Source organism: Enterococcus sp. 5B3_DIV0040 (genome assembly GCF_002140755.1).
GTDB lineage: Bacteria > Bacillota > Bacilli > Lactobacillales > Enterococcaceae > Enterococcus_D > Enterococcus_D casseliflavus.
The window spans coordinates 742976-768652 of record NZ_NGLC01000002.1 but is presented as its reverse complement, the minus strand read 5'-3'; the positions used below and the strand labels follow the sequence as shown (position 1 = coordinate 768652).

The 25677-nt window shown below is 44.3% G+C and carries 24 protein-coding genes and 1 other annotated feature; of the genes, 1 reads left to right on the top strand and 23 read right to left on the bottom strand.

Annotation, left to right across the window (positions count from 1 at the left end; all coding sequences use genetic code 11):
* Positions 1–13 precede the first annotated feature (13 nt).
* The 13 genes from A5883_RS16090 to A5883_RS16030 form a co-directional block, all read right to left on the bottom strand.
* Positions 14–928, bottom strand: a complete 915-nt coding sequence (locus A5883_RS16090) for an ABC transporter permease (RefSeq protein WP_050759610.1) — start codon at positions 926–928, stop codon at positions 14–16.
* A 416-nt stretch (positions 929–1344) separates the two neighbouring features.
* On the bottom strand, positions 1345–2166 hold the full coding sequence (locus A5883_RS16085; protein WP_015508862.1) for a VOC family protein: 822 nt from the start codon (positions 2164–2166) through the stop codon (positions 1345–1347).
* 175 nt (positions 2167–2341) lie between these two features.
* Positions 2342–3103, bottom strand: a complete 762-nt coding sequence (argB, locus tag A5883_RS16080) for an acetylglutamate kinase (protein ID WP_086339054.1) — start codon at positions 3101–3103, stop codon at positions 2342–2344.
* Positions 3104–3138: 35 nt separating this feature from the next.
* The gene (argJ, locus tag A5883_RS16075) at positions 3139–4329 is read right to left on the bottom strand and encodes a bifunctional glutamate N-acetyltransferase/amino-acid acetyltransferase ArgJ (RefSeq protein ID WP_034857838.1); all 1191 of its coding nucleotides are present in this window, start codon (positions 4327–4329) and stop codon (positions 3139–3141) included.
* A gap of 78 nt (positions 4330–4407) precedes the next feature.
* Positions 4408–5430: an N-acetyl-gamma-glutamyl-phosphate reductase gene (gene argC, locus A5883_RS16070; protein ID WP_016609579.1), complete on the bottom strand. Its 1023-nt coding sequence runs from the start codon at positions 5428–5430 to the stop codon at positions 4408–4410.
* A gap of 146 nt (positions 5431–5576) precedes the next feature.
* Positions 5577–6722 carry an acetylornithine transaminase gene (locus A5883_RS16065; RefSeq protein WP_086339053.1) on the bottom strand — a complete coding sequence of 382 codons (1146 nt, stop codon included), beginning with the start codon at positions 6720–6722 and terminating at the stop codon, positions 5577–5579.
* A gap of 204 nt (positions 6723–6926) precedes the next feature.
* Entirely contained in the window at positions 6927–8807 is a 1881-nt protein-coding gene (locus A5883_RS16060) for an ABC transporter ATP-binding protein (RefSeq protein ID WP_005227219.1), read from the bottom strand.
* A complete protein-coding gene (locus tag A5883_RS16055) occupies positions 8804–10531 on the bottom strand; it encodes an ABC transporter ATP-binding protein (protein ID WP_005227218.1) in 1728 nt (575 codons plus the stop codon). Before A5883_RS16055 ends, A5883_RS16060 begins: the two co-directional genes overlap by 4 nt.
* Positions 10524–11192: a TetR/AcrR family transcriptional regulator gene (locus A5883_RS16050; RefSeq protein ID WP_005227217.1), complete on the bottom strand. Its 669-nt coding sequence runs from the start codon at positions 11190–11192 to the stop codon at positions 10524–10526. Before A5883_RS16050 ends, A5883_RS16055 begins: the two co-directional genes overlap by 8 nt.
* A gap of 266 nt (positions 11193–11458) precedes the next feature.
* On the bottom strand, positions 11459–12490 hold the full coding sequence (locus tag A5883_RS16045; protein WP_086339052.1) for an LPXTG cell wall anchor domain-containing protein: 1032 nt from the start codon (positions 12488–12490) through the stop codon (positions 11459–11461).
* Between the two features lie 128 nt (positions 12491–12618).
* Complete coding sequence (locus tag A5883_RS16040) at positions 12619–14631, bottom strand: glucose PTS transporter subunit IIA (RefSeq protein WP_086339051.1); 2013 nt, start codon at positions 14629–14631, stop codon at positions 12619–12621.
* Positions 14631–15539 (bottom strand): N-acetylmuramic acid 6-phosphate etherase, encoded by a 909-nt coding sequence (murQ, locus tag A5883_RS16035; RefSeq protein WP_005227213.1) that lies wholly within the window; start codon positions 15537–15539, stop codon positions 14631–14633. The genes A5883_RS16040 and murQ overlap by 1 nt, the downstream gene beginning before the upstream one ends.
* Positions 15532–16596, bottom strand: a complete 1065-nt coding sequence (locus A5883_RS16030) for a DUF871 domain-containing protein (RefSeq protein ID WP_153882984.1) — start codon at positions 16594–16596, stop codon at positions 15532–15534. Before A5883_RS16030 ends, murQ begins: the two co-directional genes overlap by 8 nt.
* Positions 16597–16842: 246 nt before the next feature.
* Here A5883_RS16030 and def point away from each other — a divergent pair, with 246 nt between their 5' ends.
* Positions 16843–17406 carry a peptide deformylase gene (gene def, locus A5883_RS16025; protein ID WP_005227211.1) on the top strand — a complete coding sequence of 188 codons (564 nt, stop codon included), beginning with the start codon at positions 16843–16845 and terminating at the stop codon, positions 17404–17406.
* A 78-nt stretch (positions 17407–17484) separates the two neighbouring features.
* On the opposite strand, the gene A5883_RS16020 is transcribed toward def, so the two are convergent.
* The 10 genes from A5883_RS16020 to A5883_RS15975 all read right to left on the bottom strand — a co-directional run bounded on the left by A5883_RS16020 (position 17485) and on the right by A5883_RS15975 (position 25576).
* Positions 17485–18693, bottom strand: coding sequence for a M20 family metallopeptidase (locus tag A5883_RS16020; protein WP_015508853.1), 1209 nt, complete (start codon positions 18691–18693; stop codon positions 17485–17487).
* A gap of 59 nt (positions 18694–18752) precedes the next feature.
* The gene (locus A5883_RS16015; protein ID WP_086339050.1) at positions 18753–19592 is read right to left on the bottom strand and encodes a MetQ/NlpA family ABC transporter substrate-binding protein; all 840 of its coding nucleotides are present in this window, start codon (positions 19590–19592) and stop codon (positions 18753–18755) included.
* Between the two features lie 52 nt (positions 19593–19644).
* Positions 19645–20325, bottom strand: coding sequence for a methionine ABC transporter permease (locus A5883_RS16010; RefSeq protein ID WP_010748680.1), 681 nt, complete (start codon positions 20323–20325; stop codon positions 19645–19647).
* Positions 20326–21402: a methionine ABC transporter ATP-binding protein gene (locus A5883_RS16005; RefSeq protein WP_086339049.1), complete on the bottom strand. Its 1077-nt coding sequence runs from the start codon at positions 21400–21402 to the stop codon at positions 20326–20328.
* A 359-nt stretch (positions 21403–21761) separates the two neighbouring features.
* Positions 21762–22000, bottom strand: a binding site (T-box leader).
* Between the two features lie 387 nt (positions 22001–22387).
* Positions 22388–22714 (bottom strand): hypothetical protein, encoded by a 327-nt coding sequence (locus tag A5883_RS16000; protein WP_086339048.1) that lies wholly within the window; start codon positions 22712–22714, stop codon positions 22388–22390.
* A gap of 20 nt (positions 22715–22734) precedes the next feature.
* Complete coding sequence (locus tag A5883_RS15995; RefSeq protein ID WP_086339047.1) at positions 22735–23193, bottom strand: hypothetical protein; 459 nt, start codon at positions 23191–23193, stop codon at positions 22735–22737.
* A 111-nt stretch (positions 23194–23304) separates the two neighbouring features.
* Positions 23305–24738, bottom strand: a complete 1434-nt coding sequence (locus A5883_RS15990) for an ISLre2 family transposase (RefSeq protein WP_086339046.1) — start codon at positions 24736–24738, stop codon at positions 23305–23307.
* A gap of 36 nt (positions 24739–24774) precedes the next feature.
* Complete coding sequence (locus A5883_RS15985; RefSeq protein WP_086339045.1) at positions 24775–25065, bottom strand: BRCT domain-containing protein; 291 nt, start codon at positions 25063–25065, stop codon at positions 24775–24777.
* Between the two features lie 5 nt (positions 25066–25070).
* The gene (locus A5883_RS15980; protein WP_086339044.1) at positions 25071–25283 is read right to left on the bottom strand and encodes a hypothetical protein; all 213 of its coding nucleotides are present in this window, start codon (positions 25281–25283) and stop codon (positions 25071–25073) included.
* On the bottom strand, positions 25280–25576 hold the full coding sequence (locus A5883_RS15975; protein ID WP_086339043.1) for a hypothetical protein: 297 nt from the start codon (positions 25574–25576) through the stop codon (positions 25280–25282). Before A5883_RS15975 ends, A5883_RS15980 begins: the two co-directional genes overlap by 4 nt.
* Positions 25577–25677 lie beyond the last annotated feature (101 nt).

Here is a 25677-nt window from a genome sequence, read left to right as displayed (position 1 = left end):
CCTCCTCTGCTGATTACCATAAGCTGTGACCCACTTTGCGTGCGAAAAAGTTTGCTCCGCTCAAAAGAGTGACACTAATGACTGCTTTGAACAAACCAACAGCTGTTGCGTATGAATATTGAGAGTTGCTGATCCCTACCCGATACACATAGGTATCAATGACATCCGCCACATTTCTAAGAGCTGGATTGCTCCCCAGTAAAAGCAAATCTTCAAAGCCCGCATTCAATAAGTTGCCGATCTCCAAAATGAGAAAAATCGTAATGATTGGAACGATCGAAGGCAGAGTGATCAAAAAGACTTGCTGAAATTTCGTTGCGCCATCTAGTGATGCTGCTTCGTACAGTTGCGGATCGATCCCAGCAATGGCTGCCATATAGACGATCGAGCCAAAGCCAATCGATTTCCAAAGATTTGTCGTAACGATGATCGTCCAGAAATAGCGAGGGATCGATAAAAAGTTGATTGGTTCATCGATCAGGTTTAAACTCTCCAAAGCAATATTTAAGCTACCGTTATCCATCGATAAAATCGACATCGTAAATCCCGCCACGATCACCCATGATAAAAAGTGTGGGAGATAAGTAATCGTCTGCACCACACGCTTGAAGGCAACGTTCTTGACCTCGTTAAGCATCAATGCCAACAAAATCGGTGCTGGAAAACAAATAGCAATCTTTAGCACACTGATCATAATGGTATTCCGTAAAATTTCCCAAAAACGTGGTTCACTAAAAAAGCGCCGAAAATTATCAAAGCCGATCCATGGACTGCCTGTCATACCTTCAAAAATATTGTACTGTTGAAACGCCATCAAAATCCCGTACATTGGGATATAACTAAAAATGCCTACCAGTAAGATCGCAGGCAGTACCATCATCTGCAGATCCCACTGAGCAAAATATCGCTGTATCCACTTTTTTTCCATCACATCTACTCCTTGTCTTCCCAATTCCACCTTGTCGCACCCACAATAGAAACCGCATACAAAATAAACAACGAACAATCTCTGCGTCCAGAGCCATCGAATCTCGATTCTTTTTTATTATAAATTAAGAATAACCACAATTCAATATAATGTTTAGGTTTTTTGAATCATAATGGCTATTATATTAAGTTTTAAAATAAGCACCCAAACTATTAAATAACAAAACAAGAAAAGTCAAATAGATTGGACCTGCTCTGCTAATACAGATAAACTACCGTTTTTTCAATGATTGGTCTTCAAATCGATGTAACAGGTTTTTGCACTCTTTCGTGCGAAATAAAAACAAAAGTTTCTTTTTTTGACAAAAAAAAGAAAAAGCAGAGAATCGGCCTCTCTGCTTTTTCTTTCATAACCTATTATTTTTTAACGATAAACCACCATTCGATACCGATCGCATCGTAGGTCGTCAACAACTTCCGTTTTTTGTCGATGAAGAACTCTTGGTTCTTCTCAGACAAGTGTTTTTCCAATGTATCGATATCTTCTTGACTGATGGAGATTTTCAAGAAGTCTAAGCCAAGCACCTCATGGGTCGGCAAATCGATCGTACCACCTTGTGCTTCAGTCAAGCCGACTTGGAAGTCACCATCATTGAGGATAAATTCCTTCGTTTCGGCTTCTTTTGTTTTCAAGCCTAAGCTTTCTTCTAAGAAAAGCTGCTCTTTGGCTAGATCACTGACGTTTAAATACAGCTTGCCAAAATGAGCTTCTTTTGATAAGCCAGCCGCTTTTGCAGGTGCCGCTTTGATCAATTCTGCTTCGTCTTTTGGTACCGCAGTTCCTGCGGGTGCTGTAAATAAGACTTCAATTTTGTTCCCTTCTGGATCAGCTATAATAAAGCCTAATTGATTCGCTTCATAACGAGCTTCTTCGAAAGCAATCGCTTTTTGTTGGGCATTGCTCGCGATAGTTGCCGCTTCTTCTAATGAGGATACGGCTAAGACGATGCGCTGCATTTTTTTGATCTCGCCGAAGTGATCGTTGGCACGCGGGCTTTCTTCCAACCATAAAACTTCTCTATCTAATCCTTTTAGACCAAAGATGGCCAATTCATTTTCTTCTCTTTTCAACTCAAAACCAAGTACATCCCGATAAAAGGCAATCGCTTGATCGCGGTCTTTTACCCGGATTGCAACAGTCAGCAACTTCGTACTGCTCCCCAATAAGAAATCTGTCATTGTTTCTCCCCCTACTTACATATGTACTCATTGTACTGATAAAACGAAATTCTAGCAAATGAAATCCCTACCTATTTTATTCTTTTTTTAGAGAAAATAAGAAGAAAAGCACAGAAAAGTCAGAATTTTGCATTTTTATGAGTAGAGAAGAGGCATTTGGGTGTTGCTAATGGCTTCAGCTACAGACAGCTGCGGCTGGACTTGCCGCGAGGATCTGGGTTCCTAAATGATCGATTCGATCGGTGATACAAACGGCAGCTACCCCTGCTTTCAAGGCTTTCTGCGCACTTTTTAGTTTTGGCAGCATGCCGCCTGTGACTACTTCTTCGGTGATCAAACGGGGGATCTCTTCAAAAGAAACAGCCGATAACCACTGGCTTTCTTGCTTGATCCCAGGGACATCCGTCAACAAATATAGTTTTTCGGCTTGTAAACTGGCAGCAACCTGACACGCTACTTCATCGGCATTGATGTTCAGCCATTGCCCCTCTGGGGTAATTCCTAGCGGTGCCAGGATCGGGACATGTTTTTTCTCTGTCAAGAGCTTCAGGAAAGCAGCGTTGATTTGTTGAACCTTCCCCACCTGTCCTAATTTTTCTTCATCAATGACTTCTCCTTGAATCAGTTGATCACAGCCAGCATTCAGTCCTACGGCGTGGAACCCAGCTTGCTGGAAAGCGGTCGTGATCAGCGGTTGAACTTGTCCCAAAAGGACCATTCTAGTTACTTCAAGCGTCTGGGGGTCGGTCACCCGCAGGCCGTCTTTGATCGTGACTGTCAACGCCATTTTCTCCATCATTTCTGAGATGTAGTGACCACCGCCATGGACGATGACTACTTTTTTGCCCGCAGCTTGCCAGTCTGCTATCGTCTCAAAGAATGACGGGGTTAAATTGTCTGAGGCGACACCGCCGATTTTTACTACGATCGTTTCCATCTACTCGCTCCTTTTTGTCTAGTACCTGATTTCTTTCAGGTATGATATAGTGCGTTGATTTTCACATAGTCATACGTCAGATCACAGCCCCAAGCGGTGCCAACACCTGCCCCTTCTTTCAGCTCGACAACGACTTTGACTTCATTTTCCGCCAATTGTTCTTGCATGATGGTTTCGTCAAAAGCTACCGGTGTCCCTTGGACAAAGACGGGAATGTCGGCTAATGCAATCGATACCGTTGCTGGATCGATCGGCTGCCCACTATAGCCCACTGCACATAAGATACGCCCCCAGTTCGGGTCTTTGCCAAAGAGGGCTGTTTTGACCAGTGGCGAACCAACGATGGTTTTGCTGATCATTCGGGCTGCTTCATCGGTCACAGCTCCACTCGTGTGAGCTTCGATCAATTTGCTGGCGCCTTCTCCATCCTTTGCAACTGCTTTGGCTAGTGCGGTCAGAACTGCTTTGAGCATCCCTTTAAACTCATGATAAGCTGGCGTGTCAGCTTCAATCGTTGGATTTTTGGCTAACCCGTTGGCTAAAACTAACACCATATCATTGGTGGATGTATCGCCATCGACCGTGATTTGATTGAAGGTAACGTCGGTTAATTCTTTCAGCAGTGCTTGCAAGAGTGCTGGAGCGATCGCCGCATCCGTCGTAACAAAGGCCAGCATCGTAGCCATATTGGGATGGATCATACCAGACCCTTTGGCACAGCCCGCAACAGTCACCGTTTTGTCAGCGATCGTTGATTGGATGACACTGCTTTTTTCAGTCAGATCCGTCGTCAAAATCGCTCTTTGAAATCGGTGGGCATCCCCTTGCCTGTTTAGTTGCTGAATCCCTGCAGTGATTTTTTCCATCGGTAAGCTCTTACCAATGATCCCGGTGGAGGCTACCGCAAAGGCTTCGGGACTCGTATGCAGCTGGGCTGCTGCCAATTCGGCCATCTCTTGTGCATCTTTTAAACCTTGCTCCCCGGTACAAGCATTGGCATTGCCCGCATTGACGATCACGCCTTGCAAGGTGCCTGCTTGCATTTTTTCCTTTGTAACGAGAATGGGTGCCGCTTGTACTTGATTGGTGGTAAAGACTGCCGCAGCACTGGCTGGCACTTCAGAGACGATCCAACCAAGATCGACTTTCTCTTTCTTCAGACCGCAATGCAGACCGTCGGCAAAAAAACCTTTGGGGGTTGCGATCGTTCCTTCGATTTCTTTCATTTTCTTTCCTCCTACTGCCACCTTTTTGCGGATTGTCCACTGGCTGACACGAGTATCCTCACGCGTCTGTTGGCTATTTTATGGATATAACGGTGCTTGCATAAGACCAGTCGTTTCTGGTATCTTTGCCCATCGATTGAAGTTTTGGATCGCTTGGCCAGCAGCCCCTTTGCCTAAATTATCGATCACTGCGACAACGGTCAACACTTGGGTCAGCGGATTGAAACATATGCCAATGTCACAAAAATTCGTTCCCGTCACTTGCCGCAGCTCGGGCAGCTTTCCTAACGGTTGCACTCGGACAAACGGATGGTCTTGATACGTTTTTACGTACTGCTCATAGATGTCCTCTTGCGAAATCGCGTCTTTGATAGGCGCATAAAGCGTCATAAAGATCCCTCTTTTGACAGGCAGTAAGCTGGTAGAAAATTGGATCGGCGGCATTGCCTGATCCCATTGCTGAAACTGCTGCATGATCTCAGGAATATGCTGATGCTGATTTGGCTTATACATCGTCATGTTATCCGCAGCGGTTGCAAAGTGACTGCTGTCCGTCAATTTCTTACCAGCACCCGACAAACCCGACTTGCCATCAAAAATCAACGTACCGCTGAATAGTTTTTGCTGAACCAACGGCGCAGCAGCTAAAATGGCAGCAGTCGCATAACAGCCTGGATTGGCGATCAAATTGCCAGGAGTCGTTGCAAACTCAGGCAGCGAATAGGTCGCTTGTGCCAACAACTCGGCAGGTGCAGCTTCTTGGTGATACCATTTTTGATAGCTATCCCGATCCTTCAATCGCAGATCACCGGAAAGGTCAATCACTGGAAAGTCATTTGCGACAAGAGTCGCTGCGAGTTCTTTGCTGATTCCAGCAGGAGTCGCAAAAAACACGAGTTGATTTTCCTTTTGGATTTTTTCTGCATCAAAAGGTTCGATCAGCCGCTCTGTCAGTCCAATTAAATGAGGATACAAAACTGATGAATTTTCATGCATAGAATGACTATGCAAGGTGCCCACCTCCAATTGGGGATGTTGCTGGATCAAACGAATCAATTCAATTCCGGTATACCCTGTTACACCAACGATTGCTGCCTTCAAACACGTCACTCCTCAAAAGAATTTACTTAAGATTATAAGAAACTCCCATCGCTCTGTCAATGATTATTTATAAAACTATTCAAAATAAATTCGCTATTATTCGGTTTTTATAAGAAAAAAAGCCCGAAAAATCTATTTTTATGCAATTATGCTAAGACAGCTTGCAAAATCGCCAAGGCTGCTGTCGTTTCCTCTTGCGAGATCGTTAAAGGCGGCAGCAAGCGCAAAACCTTGGTTCCCGCTTTTAATGCGAGGAGGCCTTGGTTCCGCAGTTGGGTCAACACGGATTGCAAGCTTTCCGAATCGGCTAATTCGATACCGATCATCAATCCTTTCCCACGAATCGCCTGCACCTTAGATAGTCCTTGCAATCCGTCGAGAAACTGCTGCTGGCGCAATTGAACATTGACTTGAATGTCCCCTTCTTGCAACACACTGCAAACGGCACTAGCAGCGGCCATCGCTAATTTATTGCCACCAAAGGTCGAACCGTGACTACCGGGTCCAAAAGCCGTTTGCAAATGGCTTTTGCCTAGCATCGCTCCGACAGGGATCCCGTTACCAAGCCCTTTTGCTACGGTAAAAAGATCAGGTTCAATGCCATATCCTTCAAAAGCAAACAGTGTTCCTGTCCGCCCCATCCCGGTTTGGATCTCATCCACCACCAGTAATACCCCCAACTCCTGACAAAGGGCTGTCACCGCTTGGACCCACGCCACCTCAGCAGGGATCACACCGCCTTCGCCTTGGATCAATTCTAAAAACACGGCTGCTGTCTGCTCATCTAAAACGGCTTGCAATGCCTCAAGGTCATTAAAGGGTACATACACCATCTCTGGTACTAACGGTCCAAACCCATCATGGATACTACTTTGCCCAGTCAAAGACATCGCCCCAAAGGTCCGACCATGAAAAGATTGTTCAAAACTGATGACTTTGCTGCGGCCAGTCGCTTTGCGAGCCAGCTTTAAAGCAGCTTCGTTCGCCTCAGCGCCACTGTTGCAAAAATAAGCCAGATACGGCTCGTCTGAGGCGCTCTTTTGATTTTGGGTCAGCTTTTGGGCAACTTCTTCTTGCAACTGGCTGTCATACAAATTCGGCACATGCCAAATCTGCTCTGCTTGTGTCATCAACGCGGCTTGCACTTTGGGATGCCCATAACCGAGATTAACGACCCCGATGCCGCTTGTTAAATCTAAATATTGGTTGCCTTGCGAATCTACCACATAGCTGCCGTTGCCTTGCTGGATATCGATGGGTAAACGGCTGTAATTAGGAAAAAGATGACTCATTGGGTTCACTCCTTGTCTTAGATTATCCGAAATTATGTATTAATATACATTTTTATCCAGCTAATTGCAATAAATATTTAAAATAAAGCGATAAAAATTCATAAAAAAAAGAAAGCAGTGACAATCACTGCTTTCTTTCAGTCAACCTTTGGCGGTCTGTTTATCATCATTTGGGGAAGAATTTCTTTCATTACAAACAGTGGATCATGCCACTTCTTCTGAAAATTGACTGTTATACAGGTCTGCATAGAAACCGTTTTGTGCCATCAATTCCTCATGATTTCCAGTCTCAACAATGGACCCGTGATTCATCACGATAATATTGTCAGCATCACGAATCGTAGAGAGACGGTGAGCAACCACAAAGCTGGTCCGATTTTCTAACAAACGACCCATTGCTTTTTGGATCAAGATTTCCGTCCGCGTATCGACACTAGAAGTTGCTTCATCCAAAATCAAAACGTCGGGATCCGCTAAGAAGGCGCGGGCGATCGTGATCAGCTGACGTTGACCTTGGGAGATGTTGCTGGCTTCTTCATTCAAGACCGTATCATAGCCTTCTGGCAATTTGCGAACAAAATCATCCACATGGGCAGCTTTCGCCGCAGCGATCACTTGCTCTTTGGTTGCTTTTTCATTTCCATAATGAATGTTGTCATAGATGGAACCAGTAAACAACCACGTATCTTGCAGCACCATCGAGATATTACTACGCAACTCATCACGAGTCAAGTCTCGGGTATCTTTGCCATCGTAACGAATGCTACCGCCAGAAACATCATAAAAACGTTCCAAGAGATTGATCAGCGTGGTTTTCCCAGCGCCGGTAGGTCCTACGATAGCCACCATCTCACCAGCTTTAACATCCAGATTAAAATCGGTCATCAATAATTTGTCTGGCGCATAACCAAATTGAACATGATCGAAACGAACTTTGTATTCACTGTCTTCCACTGGCAATCCAGAAGGCTCATCAGTCATTTCTTCTTCATCCAAGACTTCAAAGACCCGTTCGGCAGATGCAACGGTTGATTGGATGGTGTTTAGTAAGCTAGCGATTTGAGTGATTGGTTGAGAGAATTGATTGGTGTATTGCAAGAATGCTTGCACATCCCCTAACGTCATGTTCCCATTCGCCACTTTGATCCCACCAAGGACAGCCACGAAGACATAGCCTAAGTTTTTAATGAAGTTCATCAAGGGCATAATGATCGCTGAAATAAATTGGGCTTTCCAACCAGCGGAATACAGACGGTCATTTTCTTCTTCAAAAACGACTTGATCGGCGGCTTCATGGTTGAAGGTTTTGACAACGGTATGACCGCCGTAAGTTTCTTCGACTTGGTCATTGAGCAATCCTAAACTTTTTTGTTGTGCCGCAAAGAATTTTTGCGATTTTGGTGCGACGATCATCACGACGATCAAGCTTAAAGGAACCGTTGCTAAAGCAACCAAAGTCAGTTGCCAACTGATCGTCAACATCATCCACAAAACCCCGATAAAGGTCACGACACTCGTAATAAATTGGGTCAAGTTTTGTTGCAGGGTACTTGCGATATTATCCATATCATTGATCGCCCGTGACATGATATCCCCATTTGAGTGAGTATCATAGTAAGAGATCGGCAAGCGGTTCATTTTTTCATCTAAGTCACGACGCAGCTCATAAACCGTCCGTTGCGAGACACGGGTCATAATAAACTGTTGTAGAAAGTTGAAGACGGCTGAAATCACATACATGCCGATCGCGATCAAAATGATTTGACCAACTTTCTCAAAATCGATAGGAAATTCTGTTACCTGTTGGCCGGCTTGCATCTGCTGCGCACCGATCATGACACCTTTAAAAATTTCAGTGGTCGCTTCCCCTAAAATTTTCGGTGTTTGGATTTGGAAGATCACGGCTGCGATCGCTAAAACGAAGACGGCAATGATAGCGATGGAGCGTTTCGACATGTACCCGAAAAGCCGTTTGACCGTCCCCCAAAAGTTTTTTGGTTTTGGTCCTTTGGCACCGATGTTACGGCCTGGACCGCCGCCCATTGGTCCGCCACGGTGTTGTGTTGTTGTTTTCTTTTCACTCATGCAAGATCCTCCTCTCTCAATTGTGAAGAAACGATTTCTTGGTAGGTTTCATTGTCTGCCATTAATGATTCATGGGTCCCTTTTCCTACGAGTTTTCCTTCATCCAATACTAAGATCGTATCGGCATCCATGACGGTGCTGACCCGTTGGGCAACCACGACCATAATGCTGTCTTGCATGTCGCGTTTCAGCGCTGCTCGTAAGTTAGCATCGGTTTTGAAGTCCAGTGCGGAGAAGGAATCATCAAAGACATAGACATCTGCTTGTTTCACTAACGCACGAGCGATCGCTAAACGTTGACGTTGTCCACCAGAGAAGTTGCCGCCGCCTTGTTCTACACGGCTATCTAAGCCATCTGCCAGTTCGGAGACAAAATCTTTGGCTTGGGCGATCTCTAAGGCTTGCCAGATTTCTTCATCTGATGCATCGGGTTTTCCGTATTTCATATTTTCACGAATGGTACCAGAAAACAGTACCGCTTTTTGCGGAACAAAGCCCACGACTTCTCGTAGATTGTGCTGGGTGACTTCTGCAATATTGACCCCATTGATTTTGATTGCACCAGACTCCACATCGTACAAACGAGGCAAGAGATTGACTAAGGTCGTTTTCCCTGAGCCCGTCCCACCGATGATGGCAACAAAATCACCAGATTTTGCTTGAAAATCGATATCTTCCAACGCCAATTTCTCAGCGCCTTGGTAGCGATACGCCACATGGTCAAAGGCCAAGGTTGCTTGGTCCCCTTGTAAGCTCAATGTCGCTGGTGTTTTTGGATCGAGAATTTCATCTTCTTCATTTAAGACTTCGTTGATCCGATCAGCTGATGCTTGGGCTCTTGGCACCATCACGAAGATCATGGACAGCATCATAAAGCTGATCAAAATTTGCATTGCATAGGTCATAAACGCAATCAAGTTTCCGACTTCTAAAGTCATTTCGGCAATATAATGACCCCCAAACCATGTGATGGCAATGTTCGTCCCACTCATGATCAACGTCATCAATGGCATCATCAATGCCACGATGGTGTTTACTTTAATCGCGGTGTGGGTGTAATCTTTGTTGGCTTCATCAAAGCGATTCGCTTCATAATCCGTCTTGTCAAATGCCCGAATAACGCGGACCCCCGTCAAGCCTTCACGAAAGACTAAGTTCAAACGGTCGGTTTTCTTTTGCATACTTTTGAATAAAGGAACGGCAAAATACATAATACCGCCGACCAATACTAGCATGATAGGAATAACGACTAAAAAGATTCGTGTTAATTGGGCATCTTTTTGATAGGCCAAGAAACTCGCCCCAATCAGTGTGATCGGTGCATTGATCATCATACGTAAAAACATTTGCGTCACCATTTGAATTTGGTTGACGTCGTTGGTGGTTCTTGTAATCAATGATGCGGTCCCAAATTTATCAAAAGATCGAGAAGAAAAATTCTCAACTTTTTGGTAAATGTCCGAACGTAGTTTTTGTCCTAATTTTTGTGATTCTCTTGTTGCGAAATACGTATTTCCTAAAGCGGCGATGATACTGATCAATGAAAAGCCGATCATGTAAAAGCCGGTTTTCCAAATGTAATCAATGTCGCCTGTCGCCACCCCATTGTTGATAATATTGGAAGTCAATGTCGGTAGATACAAATCAGAAACGACTTGGATCACCATAAACACCACTGCCATGATTATGGAAATGACGGATACGCGTTTTATCAGCTTAATCATAGGTTTCCCCTCTTTCTTTTTTTGCGCCCTCTCTTAACCAGCGGACTTTACTGTTGAAATCAGCGATCGCTTCGGCAGGATCATAGTCTGGATCAAACGCTGATTGGCGATAGGCTTCGGCAATCGTCGAAAAGACGGTATGCATCAGCAGCTGGATCAGCATTTTCAACTCATGGTCGTCTTTGACTTTCAATAAATCTTTGTCGACCTCTGACAAAAAGATGGCTTGCTGCTTCTGCCGATCGGCTTTGTTTTCTTGATGCATCTTGTGCTGCATCTCTGGCACGACTTTATGGAAGGAACGATAATCCATACTCATAAATAAATTGCGGTAAAAGTTTGCGTTTTTGCCTTTGAAAACCTCGGCGATCATCCGTGAAAAGTACCATTCGAACCCCGCAAACAGATCCCCGTTTTCATGTTGGATCGATTTCAGCAGATCTCGCTGACTATTTTTTTTCAACGTATGGAAATAATAGTAATAAAGATCTTCTTTGTTTTCGAAGTATTGGTAAAAACTCCCGCGAGGAATCTCGGCATCTTTGATGATGTTGGCGATCGAAGCGTCTTTCAGCGGCAGTCTTGAGAATTCTTTTTTCGCCGCATTTAAGATGCGCTTTTGTTTTTCTGGCGGCAAGTGAAAAAATGTATCGGTCGGCATCACAAGCAACTCCTTTCTAATTTAAAATAAATCACAGCTCTCGATATGACACGTTGTCATATGACACTGTGTCATTATACACCCCTCACCAGAGAATGCAAGAATTTAAATTTGACTTTTTTATGAAGGAATCGATTCTGGTCTTTTTATAAAGGACGTTATTTGAAAAGAAATAACCAATGAAATTTCTGAAAACAAAAAACCTTCGTTTCCCTGATGGAAAACGAAGGTTGCTATTTTTTCATTCTGCCGATTATAAATAACGATCATTTTTTCTTGCGGCGCCATAGAATCAAGAAAACGATCAGCAGCAGGATAACACCTGCGATCAGTAAGGTATAGCTTGGCGCTTCATTGGTTTTAGGTAATGTTTTTTCACCATCGGCAGTAGCGTTGGCCTCTTTCGAAGAAGTCGTTGTCGCTGTTTCTTGAGCAGTCGTCGATGTTGCCGTCGCTTCTTCAGTCGTACTCGTTTGCGTGCCTGTAGGCAGATACATGGAATCATTTGCCGCTTGAATGATATAAGAGATCCTTCCTGGGACAAAGGCACCTGGATCGACTTGCATCTCTTGTTCCATCTGATTCAAATTGGTCAAAATTGAAATCATCCATTCGTTGGAAACGGCTTGATTCAAATGTAAAAAGACTCCGTCTGCTGGATAGACGACCCTTAAATATTCCTGCAACTGATCCACGACAGGAATCAAGTCAGCAAAACTGGCGTAGCTATTCGCATCAAAAGCCAGTTGCGGCTCAATGGCTTCCCAGGATAACGTCTGATCGACAAACAAGGCGCCGATGATTTTTGCCAAGTAAGCAATATCAAAGCCCATCGCATCACTAGAATAACGTAGCGCTAGGCGATTGCCATTGGTCAATTCTTCATCTGTCAACTGGTCCAACTGTTCTTGGGTAAATGCGGTCACACTGCCTTCAGTGATCCCTTGGGTTAAGGCGCTACGCAGCGAACTAGGTTCATCGGCTAACGTGTTGATCTCATTGACGTTTTGCGTCCCCGTCTCTGCTTGGATCGAGGCAATAACAGCTTCGGAATCGACTGGTTCTTGATTCTCGGTAGTCGTAGTTTCTGAAGCAGCGGATTGATCCGTCTCTTGATTTTCTACTGTACTTTCTTGGACAGCAGCTTGTGTCTGATCCGTTCCTGATTGCTCCTCTGATGAAAGCGTCTCGCTAACGGTAGCCTGATTGCCATTTTCACTCGTAGCTGTTTCATCTGCATGAACCATCAGTGGTGAAAAAGCCAGCGTCATTAGTCCGAACCAAATTATTTTTTTCATCCTCATTGCCTCCTCGAATGGGATCACTCCCTTTGTAACGAAACTGTAACATAAAGGAAAATTTTTCGCAATCTATTTAGTAACTTCTTAAAAAAAACCTCTATCTTTATCCGATAGAGGTTTTAACATTATTTTATCGTTGCCACATGCATGACGGCTTGACCCGCTTTTGTTTCTGTTCCTGGTAACCCTTCGATATTGGCTACTTGCTCCATATTGGTGATGATCACGAGCATCTCAGAAGCTTTGCCTTTAGCCGTCAACTGTGCCAAATCGACTTGGGCAACTTGGGTAGCTGGTGTCACGGCTTGGCCTTCCTCCACCAGGATCTCAAAAGGTGCTCCTTGCAATTCGACGGTGTCAACACCCATGTGCAGCAGAATCTCTAGCCCGCTGGCAGTCTTGATCCCCAATGCATGTTTCGTGGGAAAAATCGTCGTGACGGTTCCTGCTGCTGGTGCATAGATCGCACCATTGTCTGGCAAGACGAAATACCCGTCGCCCATCATTTTTTGCGAAAATACCGGATCACTTGATGCACTGATCACTTTTGTCGTGCCTGTGGCTACTGCGTATAAAGGGGTATCGATCGTTTCTTTTGATGGATTTGCTGTCGTTTCCTTTGCAGCCGTTTCACTCGTTTGTTTTGGTTGCGGTTGCACAGTAACGGTTGCAGCTGGTTTTGCTTCTTCTGCCTCGCTTTCTTTGACTGCTTCTAAGCGATCCTTCGGAATCCCAAAGAAGTAGGTGGCAACGAAGCCGCCAGCATAGCCTGCTAACAAGCCGAAAATATAGCCCATCCAACGGCCGTTGGCAATCAAGGGGATCAAAGCTAGTCCTGATGGTCCAATCGCCGTTGCGCCGATATTTGTCAAAGCGCCAATGACCGCACCACCGATCCCACCACCAATACAAGCAGTGATAAATGGTCGACCTAATGGCAACGTCACTCCGTAGATCAATGGTTCGCCGATGCCTAAGATCCCAACTGGCAATGCGCCTTTGATCATTTCAGAAAGCTCTTTGTCTTTACGTAGTCGTACCCATAAGGCTAAAGCTGCACCGACTTGACCAGCACCAGCCATGGCTAAGATCGGTAATAATTGCGTGCTGCCTGTTGCTTCGATCATTTGAATGTGGATCGGGGTCAAAATTTGATGCAAACCAAACATGACCATTGGTAGGAAGGCCGCCCCTAAGACAAACCCAGAGAAAGCACCGCCCACGTTCAAGACCCAAGTGATCGAACCGACTAAGCTGTCAGAGATCAGACCTGCCAATGGCATGATCAAGAAAATCTCCGTCAAACCGATGATCAGCAAACACAACGTCGGGGTCACGATAATATCGATCGCTTCAGGAATCACTCGATGCAGCACTGCCTCTAATTTCGCCAAAAGCCATACTGCGAAGATCACACCGATGATCCCTCCTTGGTTGGCAGCTAAAGCTTCGCCAGTGAACAAGTTTTGGATCGGGGCTTCTGGGTTCATACCTGTCAGCAAGATGATCGAACCGATCACGCCACCAAGGGTTGGATTGGCTTTAAAGACCTGCGCTGCATTGACCCCAGTAAAGATCGCTAAATAGGTGAACATCCCATTTCTGAGGACGTTTAAAATCATGACATAATAATTCCAAGTATCTCCATCTAATCGGCCAGCCGTGATCATGTTGGTCAGAACAGAAGCGATCCCTGCGACGAGTCCTGCACCAACGAAGGCTGGAATCATTGGAACAAAGATATTAGAAATATCTTTCAGCAGCGACTTTAATGGCGATGATTTTTGTTTGGCTTTTTGGGCTGCTTTCATCTCTGCCGTTTTTTCTGATAACGCCTCTTTGCCTGATTTTTGCGGTGGGATCTCTTGCCCTAAATCAACACCGGCTTTTGCCACCATTGCATTGGCTACTTTGTTGACTTTCCCTGGTCCGATAATGACTTGCAGCTGCTCATCATTGACCACACCCATCACACCGGGAATCTCTTTTAACCCTTGTTGATCGACCTTGTCGTGGTCGCGGACGGTCATTCGTACGCGAGTCATACAGTGATTGACTGTTTCTACGTTGTCCATTCCGCCGGCTTCTTGAAAAATCTTCTCCGCTAACTCTTCTACCGTTAGTGTTTCTTTTGCCATTACTTTTCTCCTCCTAACGCCGTTTTGACAAACCCTTGTGCCGTGGCAAGTTTTGCTTGTGCTTCGTCTTTCGTGCTATCAGTCAACAGCATCACGATCGCCAATTTGACATTCTGATCTGCTTCTTCAAATGCCGCGGCGGCTGTTTCATAATCAGCTTCAGTCGCCTGCATGATGATCCGTTTTGAGCGTTCCACCAATTTTTCGTTGGTCGCTTTCACGTCGACCATCAAATTATTGTAGACTTTGCCGATCCCTACCATCGATAACGTCGAAATCATATTCAAAATCAATTTTTGGGCAGTCCCTGATTTCAAACGAGTCGAACCTGTAAGAAATTCTGGTCCACAATCGACCTCGATTGGAAAGCTGGCATGCTGAGAGATCTCCGCGTCTTTATTACAAGCGATCGTAGCCGTTGTGGCACCGAGCTCATTGGCATAGTCAAGCGCCCCGATCACGTAAGGGGTTCTGCCACTGGCAGCGATCCCGATCACCATATCATTTTGGTTCAACTTCAAATCGATAAGGTCTTGTTTGCCTAGCGTTAAGGAGTCTTCTGCTCCTTCGACAGCGACCGTCATCGCTTCTTCGCCACCGGCGATCAAACCGACCACCATCTCAGGTGATACCCCAAAGGTTGGGACACATTCGGCCGCATCCAAGACGCCTAATCGACCACTCGTCCCAGCGCCAAGATAAATCAAGCGTCCGCCCTTTTTAAAAGCGACGATGGTTTGTTCAATCACTTTTTCAATACTAGGAATTTCTTTTTCCACCGCATAGGCAACTTTTTGATCTTCTTGGTTCATTTTTTGACACGCTTCTAAAATCGTCATTTCATCTAAATTGCTCGTTTCGCTATTGCGTCGTTCGGTCGTTAATTTGTCTAAATTGATTTTATTCATCGGAATCATCTCTTTCTAATTTAAATCGCATCCCTGCTTTGATTTGTTGGATCAACGGCAGATCGGCTGGTATCACCTGAGCGGCGAGGTTGACTTTTGGGTCTGCCGGCAAAGGTCGTTTGCACACCTGGATCTCTCCCATATAGCGCAAGTACTCTTGGTTATCGATCGTCACAGCCCCCACTGGCCGCTCTTGACTAAGTTCAGGTTTGACTTCTGGAATGGCATTGAAACGGGCATCGGCGCTGCGCAAGACATCCCGAGCTTCATCGTAACGATTTTGGTGATTCCCTAAGACGTGTTCAAAGTAAGTGGAACCAAGATCTTTGACCCTCAAAACGATCCGCGCTTCTTGCAGATACGTCGCAAACTGCTGGGCACTTTTTTCAGAAACCATGCCATCGCCAATGTAAACAGCATCGACTGAGCCAGTTGCCAATAAGTCGATCGCTGCGGCAAAAGGCGACCAGTTGCGGTGTCTTTCCAGTGTGGGTAATCCTTGAAATAACGGTCCGCGTTTCTTGGCATCCCCTGGAACAAAGGCTTGGACGAAAAAGCCTTGTGCTTTCAACCAGCGGTTCTTCTCCTGAAACCAGCCAACATCCAGTCCCGTTTCTGGTCGGGGGTAATAATTGTGCCAAGCTTCCAAACGAGTAAAATCGGCTCCATACGCCTGCAGCTCTCGAATGTCTTTTTCCGTCAATGTACTGGCATTCAAACTGATGGTCATTTCTTTTGAAAAAGCTGCGATTTGCTGATTGTCGATCGCATAATCCATTCGTAAACCAGTGACACCGATCTCCCTTAGTTCCGCCAGATTGTCGATGGAAAAGCCCGCTTCTGCTAATGCGTTTCCAGAAATATCTACCATTAAAGACAGCTGATGGTCTTTTGCGAAACCTCCCAAGTCCGTCAAACGCTGCCGATAAGTACTGCGATCATCTTCTGGTATGTGCATGGAGGTGAAAATCCCTTTAAAGCCTGATGCCATCGCAGTCATCTGCTCAAGTTCTGCTGCCGTCAAGTCTTCGTTCATAAATACAGAAAAGCCGAACATCTCTTTGCCTCCTTGATGGGTCACTTTCGTGATACCGTTTTCTATAAAAGCATTATAACTGATTCTTTTCCCATTCGCAACTATATTTCATAATTAAATCATTAATATAGAAATATCGTTTCATTTAATAAGAAAGCTTTACCGTTTAAACTTTCTTATGCCCTTCTTTCTACACTTATGGTACACTTTATTAGGAACGAAACTTGCTTTCGTCATTTTTACATAGTAGGAGGAATCACATCATCAATGATTACAATGGATGATATTATTCGCGAAGGCAATCCAACCTTGCGTGAAGTAGCAAAAGAAGTACCTTTTCCTTTGAGCGAAGAAGATATCGCACTAGGAAAAGAAATGATGACCTTTTTAGAAAATAGCCAAGACCCAGTCAAGGCAGAAGAACTTGAATTAAGAGGCGGCGTTGGTCTAGCAGCTCCTCAATTAGATATTTCAAAACGAATCACAGCGGTCCTCGTTCCTAGCAGCGACCCAGAAAAAACAGAACCTGATTTTAAAGATGTTCTATACAACCCCAAAATTTTAAGTCATTCCGTGCAAGAAGCTTGTTTGGGTGAAGGCGAAGGCTGTCTGTCCGTGGACCGGGAAGTCCCTGGCTACGTGGTACGCCATGCCCGGATCACGATCAGCTATTACGACATCAACGGTAAAAAGAAAAAAGTTCGTTTGAAAAACTATCCTGCGATCGTCGTTCAGCATGAGATCGATCATTTGAACGGGGTCATGTTCTACGATCATATCAATCAACAAAATCCTTTTTCATTGAAAGAAGGCATTTTAGTCATCGACTAACTAAAAAGTCTCTACCGACATTTTGCGGCAGAGACTTTTTTTCTATACTATTGACTATCTTCCTTCACGGTTTTGGCATTAATTGCCTTTCGCTAGGCTTTCTTGATGATCGGCTTTGATTTTTTCTAATAACGCTGGCTGCTCAAAAAGGTCTAATGCCGTCAGCGCTAAAAGTTCCGCCGCGATGGCGATCGATTGCAAGCCTTTTTCACTCTTGGCAGCGGCTTTGAATTCTTCCGAATGCCCCGCAATGTAATCATCTGAAATCGAAACAGTGGGTTGGATCGTTGGAATCACTTGGCTGACATTGCCGACATCAGACGAACCAAGGCTTGTTTTGGCTTCCGTATCGATCTCATCGGCAGGTACGCCCGCTTCTTGGGCATGGGCGAAGAAGATCTCATCAAAACTTGGTGTCACGATCACATCGTCGACGGAGTTTTGGAACAAACCAAATTCATAGGTCGCTCCCGTAGCTAAAGCGGCTCCTTTTACGATGTTTTCGACTTTCTCGTAGACATCATTCAAGGTTGCTCGATTGGCAGCTCGTAAATAAAAACGACCGGCTGCATATTCTGGCACGACATTGGCTGCCACGCCGCCATCGGTGATCACACCATGAATATTGACATCTTTTGGTAAATGCAGGCGCAACCCATTGATCCCGTTAAAGACTTGCAGCAATGCTTCTAACGCGTTGATGCCTTTTTCTGGTGCAGCTGCCGCATGGGAAGCCCGACCATAGAACTTGATATCCACTGGATCATTGGCTAATGAAGCCGTCGTTTTGCCATAGCGATGGGCTGGATGGACACAAAGAGCGGCATCGACATCATCGAAGAACCCTTCACGGACAAAACTGCCTTTAGCGGAACCATTTTCTCCACCTTCTTCTCCTGGCGTCCCATAGACTCGAATCTCCCCGCCTAGCTCATCGATGAAAGGTTGCAGAGCACTGGCAGCTAAGACGGAATAAGTCCCGAAGAGATTGTGTCCGCAGGCATGACCGATGCCAGGTAACGCATCATACTCGGCTAAAAAGGCAATCGTCGGACCCGGTTTCCCACTGACATAGCGGGCATCAAAGCCGGTGCGATGGCCTGCCACATCCTTTTTAACAGCAAAGCCTTCTTTTTCTAATTGGGCGATCAGGGCATCGGCTGAATAAAACTCATAGTTGCTGACTTCTGGGTGATTGTGGATATCTAATGCCAAGGCTTGATAAGCGGCTAAACGCTCTTGGATAAATGGTTTGATGGCTGCTTTCGTAATAGTTGCTGTTGTCATAATCAAATCTCTCCTTTTTATACATGCTTTTTCAGTTTTTTTATCAAATTACATGGTGCTTATTTTGCTCCAAAGGTTTCCCAAGCAGGAACGCTTGATCCTTTTGACGTTTCCTCGATGACTTTTTTCGTATCCTCTGTTTGGTAAGCCGCGACCACTTTTTGGTAAACTTCATTGTCTTCCTCTTCTTTACGGGCGGCAATGATGTTGACGTAAGGACGGGCCGTTTCATCAACAGGCTCTAAAAAGATCGCATCTTCGGTTGGTACAAATCCTGCATCCACCGCCATGCCGCTATTGATGACCGAAACATCGACATCCGAAAGTGCCCGGGCGGTTTGCGCTGCATCCAGTTCTGAAATTTCTAAGTTCAAACGGTTTTCTGTAATATCCGCGACCGTTGGTGTTTGTCCGGCTGCTTCATCCACTTTGATCATTCCAGCTGACTGTAATAAAAGCAATGCCCGACCACCATTGGTCACATCATTAGGGATCGCAACTTTAGCTCCTTCCGCCAAATCGTTGACATCCGTCACTTTGTCGGAATAAATGCCTAATGGCGCATTGACTGTATTGCCGATCGATACGAGATCAGTACCAAATTCTTCATTATAGTTGTCCAAGAAAAATTGGTGTTGGAATGAATTAAGGTCGATGGAACCATCAGCTAAAGCTGCATTGGGTTGGTTGTAATCAGAGAATTGGACATATTCTAAATTGATGCCTTCGTCTTTCAAACGATCCTTGACATCGTCCCAGACGTCGGTGTCCGCACCGATCACCCCTAATTTCACCGTCACTTCTTCTTGATCATTGGCTGCGGCACTGCCATTGTTTCCGCATCCTGTAATAAATAATAATGCTGCCCCTAAGACGATTGATTGTACGATTTTTTTCATTTTTGCTTCCTCCATAAACTTGCTTGATTTTTTATTTGTACGTAAGTGGTGGTCAGTGTGATACTCGTTTAATGAGTAGGTTGCTGACAAATTGACTGATAAAAACGAATACCAAGATGATCAAGGTCGCCATGATCGTGACATCGGTCTGGAATCGGTTGTACCCGCGGGTGATGGCTAAGTTGCCTAAACCACCAGCGCCAACAGCTCCTGCCATGGCGGTCAATCCGATCACATTGATCACGGTCAATGCAGAGACCCGAATGATTCCCGCCACGCCTTCTGGTAAATAGACCCGAAAAATGATACCGAAAGGACTGGTGCCCATCGCTTCAGCTGCTTCTACGACACCGGGGTCAACTTCTAGCAAGGCGATCTCGATCTGCCGAGCAAAGAAGGGGATGATCCCAGCAATCAGAGGAACCAATGCTGCTGTTTCGCCGATGGTCGTTCCAACAAGGAATCGGGTAAAGGTTCCTAGTAACGTCAATAAGATAATAAAGGGGATCGAGCGGACCACATTGATGACTTTATCGAGAAATTCAAAGAGCGGTCGATTTTCTAAAATCCCATTCGGTCGAGTTACTACCAAGACGATCCCTAACAAGATACCTAAGATGCCCGCAATCAAAGAGGTCCAAAAAACCATATACAAGGTTTGGATCGTTGCTGTCACAAATTCATCTTGGATCGCAACAACATTGGGAAAATATCTTTCTAATAAGGCAGCCATCTAAAATCCTCCTTTAATCACATTGTTTAATGGTTCTGCATGATTTTCTTTTAAAATATTGGTGTAAACTCCTTGATCCTTCAAGTATTCTAAGGCATGTTTACGCTGATGGTATTCGCCAGATAAGCTAACGACTAAGCTGCCGATCGGCACTTCTTGCAAGATCTCCACGTTGCCGTAAAGAATATTGGTGGTCACTTTGTAGCGGCTGTACAATTGGGCGATCAGTGGTTCATTGGTTTGATCGCCAACGTAGGACAGCTCCACCAGCCATTCATTTGGTGCCAAGGAAGAAAACTTCGAACTGCCAAGGATCGTTTCTAAGGCCTGGTCGATGTGCGTCGCCGTTCGGATGAAATCTTTGGTCAATGGTTTTTCTGGTTGACTGAAAATCTGAACGCTTGAACCTTGCTCGATGACTTCGCCGTCTTCCATCACTGCCACTTTGTTGCAGATTTCTTTGACGACTTGCATCTCATGAGTAATGATCACGATAGTCAAGCCGAGGGTTCGATTTAATTTTTTCAACAAAGCCAATATCTGTAAGGTCGTTTTCGGATCAAGGGCGCTGGTTGCTTCATCACAAAGCAAGATCTCTGGATCATTCGCTAACGCTCTGGCAATCGCGACCCGCTGTTTTTGTCCTCCAGATAGTTGGCTAGGAAACGCTTGGGCTTTTTCTTCCAATCCCACCAATGCTAACAGCTCGGTTACTTTTTGATGACGTTCCTGTTTGGACCGTCCCCCATATTTTAAGGAGAAATCCACGTTATCAAAAACATTGCGGCTGTCCATCAAGTTGAAGTGCTGAAAGATCATTCCGATCGTTTTCCGTTTTTCTCGCAGGGCTTTCGCAGAAAGCGTGGTCAGCTCGGTACCATTGACGACGACGCTGCCGCTACTTGGGCGCTGCAATAAGTTGATCACACGGACGAGTGTACTTTTCCCGGCGCCTGAGTAGCCCACGATGCCGTAAACGTCCCCTTTGTCGATCTCGATCGATACGTTTTTGACCGCTTGGATCGCGGGTTTCTTTGGTTGATTGAATGTTACTGATATGTCTTTTAATGAAATCATCGTCTTCCCCCTAGTTCTTGTCTTTTTCAATAAAAAAAGGCATCCTCAAACAAGTCACCTGTGACTTGTTTGAGGACGCCTTTTTGCGTGTTACCACCTCAGTTTAAGCTGCACTCGCATACAGCTCCTTTTCGAGTACGATCATACTCTAGCCAGATAACGGTCGCTACCGTCGTCGCCTTGCAAACTACTGCTCGGAACGAATCACTCCTTGGCCATTTTCTAAAAGTCGTTTGATGCTTCTTTTCAGCTACCGAAACTCTCTGTTGAAAAAACGTGCTTTTGTACTTACCAATTCTTCGTGTGTGGTGCTATTTGATTTTGGGTATAAAAAAAGTCCTTTTACCAGCGTTTGCTAGTAAAAGGACGAATACTCGTGTTACCACCTTTTGTTTAGAAGGTTTCCCTTCCCTCATCCCAACGTCTAGTCGTGCTAGAGATTGGTGCACTTTGTAACGGTAGTGCGCATCCGTGATTGCCTACTTATCGACAATCAATCCTCCAAGGCCATTTTTCATCGCTTCTGACTTGACTCTTTCCACCAACCAGAGTCTCTCTTTGAAGTATCCGCGGTTACTTTCCTTCTCAACAGATTCATTATTCTTGTTGAAGAGTACTTTACTGGAAAATGAACGCCTTGTCAACAAAAAATCACAATTTGTATGTGTCTGCGTTTTACCCTTTTTTCTTTTTGAACCAAAAAAATTAAATTTTGATTATAATTTTTATTAGCTCCTAGCGAGGTTTTGTGTTATATTATGATTTTTCTGTTATTTAAAAAGTAGATTTTCTGATTTTCTTTGCTTGGATTCGTAAAGAAAAAAGAAAAAAATACTTCTTGACAACCCATATTTTAGTTGGTATTGTAAGTGTTGTCAATAAAAAACATCTAAAATTTTCTTTTTGAACTAAAAACGTCATGGGTCGTGTTATCCCATGACGTCGTTTTTTTATAAATATGAAAGGATCTCCGCTTCTCTTTTCTTTACTGCAAATCGTATTCTTCCATCATTTCTTTTTCTTGTATGAACTCTATTTCTAATTTCTCAAAAAAATCCGGAAGCATTTGCGCAAAAAATGCACGTTCTTTTGCAGAAAGTGCTGCACTATCTTTTCTGGTAATCGTTAACGTCATGTCTCTTAGAGACAGTTTAAGGTTATAGTCCATCCGGTCATACGAATGATAGCTATACCCATGCTTTTGAAAAAGCAGATAGTTTTTCAAAAGAAAAGTGTCATATTTTTCTCTTAATGCGGTCTTGCTAATGGGGATTTTATAAGAATACATCGTTTGATTTCCTCTATTTTCCATTCTACACGCACTTCCTTCTCTTATTTTTCTTTCAGCGACGCTGAAACTTGCACATCGTTTAATCTCTGAATATGTGCCACCATTGGTTTGTTTCCCTTTACCACAAGAAAAACCGTTCCCTGTTCTTTCCCTAAAATGATTTCTTTTTCCAGATGTAACGGCTGTTTATCTGGTCCAACAAATTCCCGTTTTTCTTTATCTATAAATTGAACCGTAAGGAGATACGGTTTTGTTGGATCGGCATGTTGGAAATCCAGTTCCCCTCGATAGAGCTCGTTGATGGTGGTTTCTTGTTGGCTTTCTTCTTGATTAGGCGCTAAAATTTCAATGTCTAGAAACAGTTCCGGCTTTAGTTCTTCTGTAGTGCTTGTGGTCGTCGTTTCTTTCCCTTCTTCTTTTGAAAAAAAGAGATTGCCTAAGAATAAGCTGCTCCCTAAGATGGTCAATCCAACAATCAAAACAATAAAAACTTTTTTCACCTATGTCCCCCTCCTTCCATAAAAAAAAGATTGTCTTTCAAATCGATTTCTTTTATACTCGGATTGTAAAGAGGCTCAATCCCTCTTTACAATCTTTTTTCCCAGTCCCTCCTAACTTTTGTTTAGGGGGGCTCCTTTTTTGAGCCAATTAACATACTCTTTGACCGCCCCTCGATCCGTTTGAAGACGCACCACTCCCTTGGTTATACCATCGTTTTCCGGTTCGCCCACCTGTTCAAACCCGCACAAAGGCTGGCCTTTTAAGCGTTCATCCAATGCAAAAGCGTTCTGGTGTTCTTGTAAAAAGATGGTTTTCATGGTTTGGTTTTTCTCTGAGGCAATCAATTGGATCATGCCTTCTAATCCTCGTCCCCAATATTTTCCTTGATTCTTCATTCGATACGTAAAGCTTCGATGCCGGCTTTCCATAATCCCTATGCCTTGTTTTTTCTTTGGCAAATTTCTTAAATAATACGGTTTCAGATACGGCCAATTCCGATACAAATAGCCTTTAAGCTTGGTATACTGGTACCATTGTTCCTGCGTTTCACAACAACTCTCCAATGTCGTTAACAACACATCTCGTTTACGGGGATCATACGCATTGATCGCCTCTTGAAAGGAATCGATTAATTCTGATTTGAAGACCCGTTGAATCAATTTTTGCGTCACATGGTACCGATCGATAAAGTATTCGAAGCCGCCGATTTTTGCCGGCAATACTTCTTGGATCTTCGTTTTCGTGAACCCTTTCCCACCATCGGTATTTGCGACAACGATCGTTTCTGTCAGATCATAGGTTTGATACAAATAATCCTTTACCTGATGGACAGCTTCGGCATAACTCGATGAAATAATCGTGCGCGCCTGTTTTAACCGCCGGCTGGTCTGATTCCCTAAGTCGTCGATTCCCTCATGAATCACAAAATGGCTTAATTCTTTCTTTTTCCCAGGCCCTTGGTTCGTTTTTCGACCTCTGCTAGAAAGGCCTTTTTCATTCACAAGAACCCCGTCCCCTTCTAGAAATAAATAGGGCACCTTGCGCTTGCCTGCTTCACCATAGTCTCGTTGATACGAAAAATGATTCGCTGCTTTTTGACCAAATGCTCGAACCGCTTTACCTACGGTATCTTTTGAACAGGAAATCAGTGTAAAATCTTCGATCATCGTTGACACTTTCCGATACGGACAATTTTTACTGGCTTTCGCGATTGAAAAGGTGACACCAGGTGAATACCGCTCATAGGCAGTTACTTGAAACAACTCGTCTACGGGATAAAGGATTTCGCCTCCTTTTTTCCATGGGGTGCGTGCATACGTGATCGAACCAAACAAAAAGTGAACGGTTCGTACTGCTTTCTTTTCTGGTTGATACCCCTGTGCTTGATAATAGGAACGTTGGCTATTCTCTTTATAGTTTATATATTGTTGAAAATAATCTTCAATCAGTGTATTCATCAAACACTGAATTTTTCGCTCTTTTTCGATTGGATCCAATGGTTCCTGCGATAAAATCTGATCCATTTGTTGGAAATACGCCTGCATCTTTTCTTTGTTCCTCCGCTTTTTTCTCTCATTTGCTTATAAATTTCTGACACGTCGCTGCAATTCAGTGATTGCGCCTTCTAAAAAGGCTCGTTCATCGATACACTGAATCGTCTGCCCGTCGTTTTTCATTTTTTCGACCATTTGGTACTTGAATGAATGAGACTCATCAAACAATGTCGGGCGACTCGCCCCGATCACTAAGTGCGTGGTTTGTTTCGTCACACTCGTTTGCGACTCCCCGCCAAGGGCAACCACCAACGCTTGGGCTTGTTTTCGAGTCATGGTTGATAACGTACCGGTAAAGACCAAATACTTCTGATTCATTCCTTTTACCCCCTGACAGATAACGACCCTTTGCGATTCGGCTTTTTCCAGGTCCAGCCTTGTTTTTGTAATTCTTTTTCAGATACCACCACACGTTCTAAAGAATCCTCGTTACATAAAACAACCGTATGGTCATTCAATCCTGTTACTTTCCCAGTAAATACCTTCCCGTGAACCGTCATAGCCGTAATTTCTTGACCCATACGTAATTGTTTCATTTCTTGTCCCCTCCTAACTCTTGAATGATCGCACTGAGAAAAGCAGAAGCATTGCCCTCGCCATATTGATTGGTAAATCCAGCTTGAAAAGCCAACTCCTTCAATAAGTCATGTTCTTTTGGGTATAAGGCAAACACATACCGTTCTTTCTTCTCTTTCTTTTGGAGTTTTTCCAAGGAAAGCATCAAATTTCCTTTATTGATATTGTTAATACTTTGTGGAGCGGGCATATGTGCCGATCGCTGCTTCTTTTTTTCCTGGGCTTCTTGTTTGATTTTTGTAAATTGATTCATGTTGGTTCCCTCCTCAACCCTCTCATGTAAGGTTGTACTTTGATTGCGCAATAAACGTACATCATTCTAGTACATCATTCTAGTACATCATTCTAGTACAT